9 protein-coding genes and 1 pseudogene are annotated in these 11574 nt (G+C 69.8%); 8 read left to right on the top strand and 2 right to left on the bottom strand.

The genetic code is table 11. The features are described 5' to 3' along the window. On the bottom strand, positions 1-699 hold a 699-nt coding region (locus tag PROKR_RS24050; RefSeq protein WP_169736547.1), incomplete at its 3' end, for a Gfo/Idh/MocA family protein. Positions 700-865: 166 nt separating this feature from the next. Here PROKR_RS24050 and PROKR_RS24045 point away from each other — a divergent pair. From PROKR_RS24045 to PROKR_RS24010, 8 genes are all read left to right on the top strand, one after another. Continuing rightward, complete coding sequence (locus PROKR_RS24045) at positions 866-1579, top strand: HNH endonuclease family protein (RefSeq protein WP_051433303.1); 714 nt, start codon at positions 866-868, stop codon at positions 1577-1579. A gap of 62 nt (positions 1580-1641) precedes the next feature. After that, positions 1642-2355, top strand: a complete 714-nt coding sequence (lipB, locus tag PROKR_RS24040) for a lipoyl(octanoyl) transferase LipB (RefSeq protein WP_036968668.1) — start codon at positions 1642-1644, stop codon at positions 2353-2355. A 91-nt stretch (positions 2356-2446) separates the two neighbouring features. Beyond that, a complete protein-coding gene (gene lipA, locus PROKR_RS24035) occupies positions 2447-3448 on the top strand; it encodes a lipoyl synthase (protein WP_026365492.1) in 1002 nt (333 codons plus the stop codon). A 42-nt stretch (positions 3449-3490) separates the two neighbouring features. After that, positions 3491-4228 carry a DUF4191 domain-containing protein gene (locus PROKR_RS24030; protein ID WP_036968665.1) on the top strand — a complete coding sequence of 246 codons (738 nt, stop codon included), beginning with the start codon at positions 3491-3493 and terminating at the stop codon, positions 4226-4228. Positions 4229-4597: 369 nt separating this feature from the next. After that, on the top strand, positions 4598-6022 hold the full coding sequence (glnA, locus tag PROKR_RS24025) for a type I glutamate--ammonia ligase (RefSeq protein ID WP_036968662.1): 1425 nt from the start codon (positions 4598-4600) through the stop codon (positions 6020-6022). A 356-nt stretch (positions 6023-6378) separates the two neighbouring features. Continuing rightward, positions 6379-6804 (top strand): hypothetical protein, encoded by a 426-nt coding sequence (locus tag PROKR_RS24020; RefSeq protein WP_036968658.1) that lies wholly within the window; start codon positions 6379-6381, stop codon positions 6802-6804. A gap of 531 nt (positions 6805-7335) precedes the next feature. Then, positions 7336-7521 (top strand): hypothetical protein, encoded by a 186-nt coding sequence (locus PROKR_RS24015; RefSeq protein ID WP_036968655.1) that lies wholly within the window; start codon positions 7336-7338, stop codon positions 7519-7521. A gap of 259 nt (positions 7522-7780) precedes the next feature. Next, positions 7781-10549, top strand: a complete 2769-nt coding sequence (locus PROKR_RS24010; protein ID WP_036968652.1) for a cation-translocating P-type ATPase — start codon at positions 7781-7783, stop codon at positions 10547-10549. Between the two features lie 100 nt (positions 10550-10649). On the opposite strand, the pseudogene PROKR_RS24005 reads toward PROKR_RS24010, so the two are convergent. Then, positions 10650-11574, bottom strand: a pseudogene (locus PROKR_RS24005) (TetM/TetW/TetO/TetS family tetracycline resistance ribosomal protection protein); the annotation flags it as partial.

Genomic DNA, 11574 nt, shown 5'->3' with positions numbered 1-11574 from the left:
GGCCGCCGCCCGGCCCGGGACCACCCCGGGCTTCGTGCCCGGCGCGGCGTGGTGCAGCACGAGGAAGACGTCGTCCTCGGTGGGCGTCGAGAGCGCGCGGGTCTCGGCGTACACGGACACGACCGGCCCGAACAGCTGGGTGGCCGAGTCGACGAGGTGCGGGCCGAGGTCGAGCAGGAGCCCGCCGCCCACGGTGTCGTTCTCCTTCCACCGCTGCTGCGGCTTGGGCCGCCAGCGCTCCCAGTGCCGCTCGAAGGTGTGCACCCTGCCGAGGTCGCCCCGGTCCAGCAGCGCCTTGAGAGTGAGCTGCTCCGGGTCCCAGCGCCGGTTGTGGAACACCGTGAACGGCGTGCCCGACGACGACGCCGCACTCACCACCCGCCGTGCCTCGGCCGCCGTCGTCGCGATGGGCTTGTCGAGCACGAAGGGCTTGCCCGCCAGGGAGACGGCGTTCGCGTGCTCGGCATGCAACGAGGAGGGGCTGGCGATGACCACGAGGTCGTAGAGACCGGGCTCCGCGAGCATCGTCGTCAGGTCGTTGAACAGCCGCGCGCCCGGCCAGTCGCCGGCGGCCTGGACGCGCCGTCCGGGGTCGCGCGCCACGACCGCCGTTACCGACATACCCGCAGCTCGCGCCAGTCGGGCGTGAATTTGCCTGCCCGCTCCGCCGTAGCCGACAATCCCGATCCGAAGTGCCATGGCCCCATCGTGCCCCGCGGGGAGCAGCGACGCGAGATTACTGGTCAGCCGCTTAATCCCCGTAACACGACTCTGGCAGACTGGGGCAAGAGGTACGTTTCGCACGTTCTTAGTCTTTGTCCGGCCATCTGCGGTCCGGACCACCGGCCGACAGATTGAGGGGCTCGTGTCCGCCACAGCCAAGAAGTCCAGCCAGAACCGCAAGACCCTGCAGCTCGTGCTGATCGCCGTCGCGGCGCTCGTGCTCGCGGGAAATTTCATCGTCAAGTCCCTGGGTGACGACGTCGCCCCCGCGGAGGGCGCGGAAGGTTCCGCCCTCGCGACGCTGGACACCCTCACGGTCCAGGACGCCGCCACCACGGACGGCTACGACCGCGAGTCCGACTTCGGCAGCGCCTGGAAGGACGTCGACGGCAACGGCTGCGACACCCGCAACGACATGCTCCAGCGGGACCTCGACGACTTTGTGCTGACCGACGGCGACTCCTGCGAGGTGGCCTCCGGCACGCTCGACGACCCGTACACGGGCGAGACCATCGACTTCGAGCGTGGCGAGCGCTCCGGCGACGTGCAGATCGACCACGTCGTGGCGCTGATGAACGCCTGGACCACGGGCGCGGCCGACTGGGACAAGGACCTGCGCGTCGAGATCGCGAACGACCCGCTCAACCTGGTGGCCTCCGACGGCCCCGCCAACATGGGCAAGGGCGCCAGGGACGCCTCCGAGTGGCTGCCCGAGAACCAGGCGTACCGCTGCGAGTACGTGGCCCGGCAGATCGCGGTCAAGGAGAAGTACGACCTCTGGATCACGCCCGCGGAGCACGACGCCATGGAGGACGTGCTGACGAGCTGCCCGTCGGAGCCCCTCCCGACGCGCTGACCGCTCTTCATCAGCCAGGGTCGGCCCCTGCCGCACCACCGGGCGGGCTTAGGGTGGCGGGCATGGATATTCGTCATCTCTCCGGGCACGTCGAGTACCACGAGGGCTGGGACCTGCAGCGGCGCACCCACGAGGGCGTCCGCGCGGACGAGCTGGCCGACACGGTCTTCTTCCTCGAGCACGAGTCCGTCTACACGGCGGGGGCACGCACGCACCGGGACGAGTACCCGACCGACGGCACCGAGGTCATCAAGGTGGACCGCGGCGGCAAGATCACCTGGCACGGGCCGGGCCAGATCGTGGCCTACCCGATCATCAAGCTGGCCAAGCCGTTCGACGTCGTCGAGTACGTCCGCACGCTGGAGCAGGCCGTCATGGACGTGTGCACCACGCTCGGCGTCGAGACCATGCGGGTGGAGGGCCGCTCCGGCGTCTGGGTCGCCGCGGACTCCCCCGATGCCCCCGACGCACGTCTGGAGCGCAAGATCTGCGCTATCGGCGCGCGCGTCGCCAAGGGCGTCACCATGCACGGCCTGGCCCTGAACTGCGACGCCGACCTGACCGCCTTCGACCACATCGTGCCCTGCGGCATCCCCGCGGAGGACGCCGACGTCACGTCCCTGACCGCCGAGCTCGGCCGGCAGGTCACCGTCGACGAGGTGCGGCCGCTCCTGCAGGCGGCGCTGATCGAGTGCCTGGCGCCCCTGCTGGCGGCCGACGAGGCGTCGCCCGCGGCCGACGAGGCGCCGTCGGAGGCCGTGACCGCGACCGCGTGACGAACGCCACTTGTCACCCGCCCGACGCCCGCGCGACGCCGGGCGCGCGAGGCATAGGCTGGGCCAACCCGCTGACCTGGGAGGGATCTGCGTGACCATCGCACCTGAAGGCCGACGCATGTTGCGCATCGAAGCGCGCAACTCGGCCACGCCCATCGAGAAGAAGCCCGAGTGGATCAAGACCCGGGCGGTGATGGGCCCCGAATACCGCGACATGAAATCGCTCGTCAAGGGCGAGGGCCTGCACACGGTGTGCGAGGAGGCCGGCTGTCCCAACATCTTCGAGTGCTGGGAGGACCGCGAGGCCACCTTCCTCATCGGCGGTGACCAGTGCACCCGCCGCTGCGACTTCTGCCAGATCGACACCGGCAAGCCCGCCGACTTCGACAAGGACGAGCCGCGCCGCGTCGCCGAGTCCGTGCGCACCATGGGCCTGAAGTACTCGACCGTCACCGGCGTCGCCCGCGACGACCTGGCCGACGGCGGCGCCTGGCTCTACGCCGAGACCGTGCGCCAGATCCACGCGCTGAACCCGGGCACCGGCGTCGAGCTGCTGATCCCCGACTTCAACGCCATCCCCGAGCTGCTGGACGCCGTCAACGAGTCGCGCCCCGAGGTGCTCGCGCACAACGTCGAGACCGTGCCGCGCATCTTCAAGCAGATCCGCCCGGCGTTCACCTACGAGCGGTCGCTCTCGGTCATCACCCGCGCCCGCGACGCCGGCCTGGTGACCAAGTCGAACCTGATCCTCGGCATGGGCGAGACGGTCGACGAGGTCAAGCAGGCGCTGCAGGACCTCCACGACGCCGGTTGCGACATCATCACGATCACCCAGTACCTGCGCCCGTCGCTGCGCCACCACCCGGTCGACCGCTGGGTGCGGCCGGAGGAGTTCGTGGAGCTGTCCGAGACGGCGGAGGAGATCGGCTTCCTCGGCGTCATGGCGGGGCCGCTGGTGCGTTCGTCGTACCGCGCGGGCCGCCTGTGGGGCCAGGCGATGACCAAGCACGGCCGCCCGATCCCCGAGGCGCTGTCGCACCTCGCCCAGCCCACCACCTCCCGTCAGGAGGCGGCGAGCCTGCTGGCACGCTGACCCGGCACGCCGAACGCTCGCAGCGCACTAGAATCGATGACCATGGCCCGAACCTCGTCCGGAGGCGAAGCGCGCGACGACGCGTCCGTCACCAAGCAGAAGAAGCCCAAGAAGCGCCGCTGGTATCACCAGCTGTGGGACGTCTACCAGATGACCCGCAAGCAGAACCCGCTCGTCACCTGGTGGATGCTCGCAGCGTTCGTCGGGGTCGTCGCGGTAGCGCTGCTCATCGGCGTCCTCGCCGGCCCGTGGGTCTACGCGCTCGTCATCGGCGTGCCGTTCGGCGTGCTCGCGGCGATGTTCGTGCTGTCACGCAGCGCCGAGAAGGCGGCCTACACGCAGATCGCCGGGCAGCCCGGCGCGGCGCGTGCCGCGCTCGGCACCGTCCGTGGCGGCTGGACGTTCGAGGACGAGCCGGTCGCCGTCGACGCCCGCAACCAGGACTTCGTGTTCCGGGGCGTGGGCCGGGCGGGCGTCGTGCTCGTCTCCGAGGGACCGTCGCACCGCGTGACGCGCCTGCTCGACCAGGAGCGCAAGAAGGTCAGCCGCATCCTGTCGAACGTGCCGGTCACGGTGATCCAGTGCGGCGACGGCGAGGGGCAGGTGCCGCTGACCAAGGTCGCGCGCGCCGTCACCAAGCTCAAGTCGACGCTCACGCGCGCCGAGGTGGCCGAGATCAGCAAGCGCCTCAAGGCCATCGGCGGCATGAAGCTGCCGATCCCGAAGGGCATCGACCCGACCCGCGCCCGGCCCGACCGCAAGGGCATGCGCGGCCGCTGACCGGCGCCCGCCAGGCTGTGGCCGCCGTCCGAAGGCCGACCCGCCCGACCTCGAAGGGGGCGTCTCCCGCACGGGAGGCGTCCCCTTCGCGGCGTCCGTCGACCGGCCCTCCGGCGTCCGATGGACGGACGCCGCCGGGCCGCGGCATGTGAGTTCTGGCACGCTGTGATAACGCTGCCGGGGCCACGACCAGCACATCTCCCCTCGGTTACACCGCCGAGAGGCGTGAGAAACACACCGGCAACAATCAGTAACCCGAGAGAAACCACCTGCCCTTAGGTTCGTGGCGATCCGCGTGCAAGCCTGCCCAGCCGTTCGGCGTCGTGCGACGGACTCCCCCTGGACTTATCGAGCGAGCAAGGAGCGCAGATGTTCAAGAACGCCGAGGAGGCGATCGCCTTCACCCGCAACGAGGGGGTGGAGTTCGTCGACGTCCGGTTTATCGACCTGCCGGGCGTCACGCAGCACTTCAACATCCCGGTCGAGCAGTTCGACGAGGACGCGTTCAGCGAGGGCCTCATGTTCGACGGCTCGTCCATCCGCGGTTTCCAGGCGATCCACGAGTCCGACATGAAGCTCGTGCCGGACATCGCGACGGCGTACATCGACCCGTTCCGCAAGGCCAAGACCCTGATCGTGAACTTCTCGATCGTGGACCCGTTCACGGGTGACGCCTACGCTCGCGACCCGCGCAACATCGCGGCCAAGGCCGAGGCCTACCTAAAGTCGACCGGCATCGCCGACACCGTGTTCTTCGGTGCCGAGGCCGAGTTCTACGTGTTCGACGACGTGCGCTTCAAGACGGCCGCGAACGAGAGCTTCTATTCGATCGACTCCGTCGAGGCCGCCTGGAACACCGGCCGTGAGGAGGAGGGTGGCAACCTCGGGTACAAGACCCGGTACAAGGGCGGCTACTTCCCCACCTCGCCGAGCGACCGCTTCGCGGACCTGCGCGACGACATGGTCAAGACCCTCGGCCAGGTCGGCCTCTCCGTCGAGCGCGCGCACCACGAGGTGGGCACCGCCGGCCAGCAGGAGATCAACTACAAGTTCAACTCCCTGCTGCACGCCGCCGACGACCTGATGAAGTTCAAGTACGTCATCAAGAACGTCGCGTTCGAGGCCGGCAAGTCGGCCACGTTCATGCCGAAGCCGATCTTCGGCGACAACGGCTCGGGTATGCACTCGCACCAGTCGCTCTGGAAGAACGGCGAGCCGCTGTTCTACGACGAGAAGGGCTACGGCGGCCTGTCCGACCTGGCTCGCTGGTACATCGGCGGCATCCTGAAGCACGCGCCGTCGCTGCTCGCCTTCACCAACCCGTCGGTGAACTCGTACCACCGCCTGGTGCCGGGCTTCGAGGCTCCCGTGAACCTCGTCTACTCGGCCCGCAACCGCTCCGCCTCGATCCGTATCCCGATCACGGGTTCCTCCCCGAAGGCGAAGCGCATCGAGTTCCGCGCGCCGGACCCGTCGTCGAACCCGTACCTGGCGTTCGCCGCGATGCTGATGGCCGGTCTGGACGGCATCAAGAACCGCATCGAGCCCCCGGCCCCCGTGGACAAGGACCTCTACGAGCTGCCGCCCGAGGAGCACGCGCAGATCGCCCAGGTCCCGACGTCGCTCGGTGGCGTGCTCGACGCGCTCGAGGCCGACCACGAGTACCTCACCGCCGGTGACGTGTTCACGGAGGACCTGATCGAGACCTGGATCGCGTACAAGCGCGAGAACGAGATCGACCCGATCCGCCTGCGGCCGCACCCGCACGAGTTCGAGCTGTACTACGACATCTGACAGTCGGTCCCCCGTGATCTGCTGAGATGCGCCGAAACGGCGGCTGACCTGCACTTTCGTCTCGCGACGTTGTGCAGCGTTAGCCGCCGTTTCTCGTGCTCCCGTGTAACTGATGTGTAATCCCCCAGGACGTTTCTCCGGCGGGGGCGACCCTGCGGGTTCTTTCCCAACGGGTGCCCCCCAAGCCCCGATCCCTCTCGCGCCCGTCGGCGTGGCTCCCGGTCGTCCGGTCGGGCAGGGTGCCGCAAGCCGTCGGGGGTGAGAGGGATCGGGGCGCCCCGCATCCCTTGAGCGCTCCCGAGGTGGGCGGTTCGGAACTGATAAACGAGGTTCCGGTCGACTGATACGGTCGCCGCGTGATGCTGGGAGAGGACGTATCGCGGATGATGCGCGACCGTACCGCTGCGCAAGTCTGGCTTACCCTCCTCGATCAAAGCGCGAGTAACTTTGACGAGGTAGCGCTTGCAGCCGGCCTTACGCCGCTGGGTAGAGCCTGGGTCGAGGTCGACGCCGGTCACGCCAAGCGATTCCTCGCGGGTCTACTGCGCGTCAATCTTGCGTACAAGAACGAACTGATGCCGAAGCATCGAGCGGACTGGCTCGCTGATGAGTTCATCCGAGCATTGGGCCCGTACAACCTGCGCTTCGCGACCAACAGCTCGGACCTGCCCGACCGACTGCCGTACTCGTGGACGCCCGCGACCGACTGGACGTTTGACGCCGGCATCGCAGTTATTGGCGAAACGGAATCCGCGATCTACTGGGTCGCCGACGAAGACTGAGGCGAATTCCTGGCACCAGCAGTTCGCCTCGCTCTCCGCCTCGCCGCTGGCGGGGTGCGGCGGGTGCGCGGAGGGCCGCCCGCGGCCCGCAGCGCGGGGCCCCGTCGCGGGGCCCCGCCAGGCGACGAGCACGCTCCTGCACGACGGCGAGAGCATCAAGGCTGTCTCCGAGTACCTCGGTCACTCGGACCCCGGCTTCACGTTGCGGACCTACACGCACCTCATGCCGGGCAGCGACAAGCGCCCACGGAAGGCCGTCGACTCGTTGCTTCGTGTAACCAGTGTGGAACTCTCGCCCGAAACGGAGGTGTCTGCCCAGGTCAGAGGCTAAATCACTGTCTGACCTACGAAATCTGAGCCTGATCGGCTGGATCCCGGGCCTGACGAGCCGTACCTGGCCCCGTAGCGCACGAAGAGTCCGCACGAGCCGCGACACCTTCCCGGTGGCGGCCCGTGTGGACTCTTCTGTGTCCGGCCCAGTTCACCCCGGCTTCGGAGTGCCGAATCAGGGTGGCGTGGCATCGTCGAAGTATGAGCACCGACGAGGCAATGAGCAGTTTCCGATCAGCGGAGGAGTGGGCCGGCCAGGCATACAGCCGGCTCTCCGGACTGACGGGGCCCGACGCGGCGACGACGGAAGCGCTCGCCGATCTGGCTCGAAGCATCGGCGCGCTGGCCAAGGGCCTGGGGCAGATGACGACCGAACCGCCGCCGTGACCCAGCATCCGGTTGCGACCCTGGCCTGCTCGGTCCGACGGCGGTTGACCACAGCGGTTCCTGCCGGACGGCGGCCGCTCGTGGCAGCAACTGCTGCGGTCAACGCGGTGGGACGGCCACCGACCGTGCCCTCGTCCCACCACCGGCGGTCGCCCGTTTCGGGGGATGCCGGGCGCGCCGACGTCCGTCATCGTGTGGTTTGCGGAGGAGGCGTCGCCTGGCTTCAGGACGCGCCCGATGGAGCGCGCTGGAGGCGACCATGACGCGGACCGTCGGCCGGATCTCGGTGGACCCGGCATCCACCCACGCCATCGAGGTCGCCAACCGGCTCCATGTGGACGTCGTGGAGGGGCTCAGCGCCGCTGAGGCGGCCAGCAGGCTCAACATGTACGGCGCGAACCGGCTGGCCGCCGCCAAGAAGGAGTCCGCCCTGCAGGCGTTCGGGCGGCAGTACCGCGACTTCATGCAGATCGTGCTGCTGGTGGCCGCCGTCGCGAACCTGCTGGTCACGGGCGACGTCGGCACGTCGATCGTGCTGGCCGGCCTCACCCTGTTCAACGCGGTCATCGGGCTGCGGCAGGAGGCCAAGGCCGAGGAGAGCGTCGCCGCGCTCGCGCAGATGATGAAGACGGTCGCTCGGGTCCGGCGCGACGGTCAGGCGGTCGAGATCGACGCCAGCGACCTGGTGCCCGGCGACGTCGTCCTGGTCGAGGCGGGCAACCGTGTGCCGGCCGACGGCCGGATCACGTTGGCCGCCACCCTGGAGATCGAGGAGGCGGCGCTGACCGGCGAGAGCCTCCCGGTCGCGAAGTCGACAGACCCCGTGGCCAGCGACGACGTCCCCCTGGGCGACCGGACCTGCATGGCCTACATGAACACCGCGGTGACGCGCGGGCGCGGCGAGATGGTCGTGACCGCGACCGGCATGAACACCGAGATCGGCCACATCGCGAACCTGCTGGCCAGCACCGAGGCGGACAAGACGCCGCTGCAGAAGCAGCTGGACGGACTGTCCAAGATCATCGCGTCCATCGCCGCCGTCGCGCTGGTCTTCGTCGTCGTTCTCGGCCTGATCCGTGGCGAGTCGTTCGACGCGCTGTTCATCACGGGCGTCGCCCTGGCCGTCGCGGCGATCCCGACCGGCCTGCCCGCCGTCGTGACCGCGCTCCTGTCCATGGGTACCCGCGAGATCGCGCGGCGTCACGCGATCGTCAAGCGGCTGCCCGCGGTGGAGACGCTCGGCTCGACGTCGGCGATCTGCTCCGACAAGACCGGCACCCTCACGCTGAACAAGATGACCGCCCGCGAGCTGGCCATCCCGGGCCACCCGGTCTTCGCCGTCACAGGCGAGGGCTACGGCACCGCCGGCGAGATCAAGCACGTGGGTGGGGCGGGCACCGACCTCGACCCGTACCTCCTGCCGATGATCCTGTGCGCGGACGCCGTGCTCGACGGCGAGAACCTGATCGGCGACCCCACCGAGGGCGCGCTGATCGTGCTGGGCGCCAAGGGCGGGCTCGACATCGAGGCCACCCGGCGGGACTACCCGCGCCTTGCCGAGGTGCCGTTCGACTCCGAGTACAAGTTCATGGCCACCTTCCACGACATGGTCGACGACGACGGGCGTCCCGTGGTGCGCTGCTTCGTGAAGGGCGCCCCCGACGTGCTCATCGCGCGCGGCACCAGCTACCGGGCCCCCGACGGCGCCGTCGTGCCGATCACCGGTGAGAACCGCAGCCTGGCGCTCGAGGCGAACAACCGCATGGCGAACTCCGGCGAGCGCGTGATGGTCGTGGCCCGGCGCGACGTCGACCCGGCGGTCTTCGAGGTCGCCCGGACGAACGCCCGGAACCTGATCGCCCTGGTCAGCGAGCTGACGCTGCTGGCGATGGTGGGCATCGTGGACCCGCCACGGCCGGAGGCCAGGACCGCGATCGCGGAGTGCCGGTCGGCCGGGATCCGGGTCCGGATGATCACGGGAGACCACGCCACCACGGCCGCTGCGATCGCCGCGGAGCTCGGGATCGAGGGCCGCGCGCTGACGGGCGCCGAGTTCGCGGACCTGACCGACGAGGAGCTGCTGGTGCAGCTCCAGGACATCGGGGTGGTCGCGCGGGTGGCGCCCGAGGACAAGATCCGGTTGGTGCAGCTGCTCAAGCGGTCGGGCAACGTGGTGTCGATGACCGGCGACGGCGTCAACGATGCGCCGGCGCTCAAGGCCGCCGACATCGGCGTCGCGATGGGCATCACCGGGACCGAGGTCTCCAAGGAGGCCGCGGTGATGATCCTGACCGACGACAACTTCGCGACCATCGTGAACGCCGTCTCGTACGGCCGCGGCCTCTACGACAACCTTGTGAAATACCTGCGCTTCCAGATGTCCACGCTGGTCGCGTACATCGCGATCTTCCTGATGGCGGGCATCCTGAACATCGCGGCGGGCACGCCCCTGAACCCGCTGCAGATCCTGTGGCTGAACATGGTCGTCGACATCCCGATCGCCATCGCGCTCGGCTTCGACAAGCCCACCAAGGGGCTCATGGGCCGGCCGCCGCGCCCGGTCGGCGCGCCGGTCCTGTCCCGGACGGCCTGGATCCGGCTGTGCGTGCAGGGCGCGATCATGACCGCCGGGTCGCTCGTGGCGTACCAGCTCGGGCTAGGCCTGAGCGGCCCGATCGTCGCGGCGACCATGCTGCTCACCACGCTGTCCCTCTTCCACGTGCTCGCCGGCCTGCTCTCCCGCGACCAGCTCGGCACGATCTTCGACCGCGACGCCATTCCCGGGGCCGCGCAGCTGCGGCGGTACGGGCTGGCGCTGCTGGCGATCGTCGCGGTCACGACCATCGACCTGCTGGAGCAGATCTTCGGCACGACGGGGCTGGACGGGCAGCAGTGGGGCCTGTGCATCCTGCTGGCGCTGAGCCTGCTGGTGATCGAGGAGATCATCAAGGTGTTCCTGCGGCGGCGGGAGGCAACGGGGGTCGCGTCGGGGCCGGTACCGATCGCGGGGGTGGCGCGGCCGGCGTGAGCCCCAAAGTACCGACCATGCAGTTGCTGCCAGGGCCAGGCGGGACCTGGCAGCAACTGCATGGTCGATCGCCGGGGCTCACACCCACCCCCGCCCAGCCCTACGCCCGCACCCGCACCGGCTCGAACCGGTCGTGCTCGGTGCGGCACATGCCCTCGCCGTGCGTCAGCCCCGGCAGCTCCCGCTGCAGCCCTGCCACGCCCGCAGCCGGGATCTCGCCGCGCATCACCACGATGCCCCAGGCTCCGACACGCGACTCGAACGGCACCCCGCCCAGCCGGCCCACTAGTGACGCCACCGGGCCGACCGTGTCCTCGGGCAGCTCGATCACGAACCGGTGCACCGGCTCGCACACCACCGTCCCCGCCCGGCGCACCGCCGCGGCGAGCACGCGCGGCGCCAGGCCGCGGAAGTCGGCGCCCGTGCTCGACATCGCCTTGTTGAACTTCTGGTGCATGTGGCTCTGCCGCGGCGAGTAGCCCGAGTGGGTCATCACCACGCAGGCGTCGGGCACCGGGAACCGCAACGGCCCGCGGGCCAGCTCGCGGCGCACCGTGTCCTCGGTCGCGTCGAAGAACGCCGGTGGCATCGACCCGCGCTCGCACTCCAGCTCGAACGTCACGCCGCTCCCTGGCGTCCCCGGCCCGACCCGCAGCCCGATCGTGGCGTGGAACTCGTTCCCGTCCTGCTTCTTGATCTCCACTGCGTGCCCCGTCCCGACCAGCCGCTCGGTGCGCGCCGTCCGCACCTCGCCGAACCGCGCGTCGACGCGGTACTCCCGCTGCAGGATCGCGGCCAGCACCTCGCGCTGCACCTCCCCGTACAGCGACACGGTGATCTCCTCGTCGCGCCGGCGCACGCGGATCAGCGGGTCCTGCTCCGCCAGCTCGGACAGCGCCGCGTACAGCCGCCCGCGCTCGCCGGGCGCGGCGTCCACGACCGTCTCGTACGACGGCGGCGGGAACTGGCTCGACCGCTCGTCCCCCGGCAGCCGGGGCCCGACGACGTCGCCCACGCGCGCCGTC

Origin of the sequence: Promicromonospora kroppenstedtii DSM 19349, from assembly GCF_000515355.1 — a bacterium.
Classification (GTDB): Bacteria; Actinomycetota; Actinomycetes; order Actinomycetales; family Cellulomonadaceae; genus Promicromonospora; species Promicromonospora kroppenstedtii.
This window is presented reverse-complemented; position numbering and strand designations above follow the sequence as displayed.

Coding starts and splice junctions, on each gene's coding strand:
- PROKR_RS24030 (WP_036968665.1), top strand. CDS start 3,491: ATGGCCCGAACCTCGTCCGGAGGCGAAGCGCGCGACGACGCGTCCGTC.
- glnA (WP_036968662.1), top strand. CDS start 4,598: ATGTTCAAGAACGCCGAGGAGGCGATCGCCTTCACCCGCAACGAGGGG.
- lipB (WP_036968668.1), top strand. CDS start 1,642: ATGGATATTCGTCATCTCTCCGGGCACGTCGAGTACCACGAGGGCTGG.
- PROKR_RS24015 (WP_036968655.1), top strand. CDS start 7,336: ATGAGCACCGACGAGGCAATGAGCAGTTTCCGATCAGCGGAGGAGTGG.
- PROKR_RS24010 (WP_036968652.1), top strand. CDS start 7,781: ATGACGCGGACCGTCGGCCGGATCTCGGTGGACCCGGCATCCACCCAC.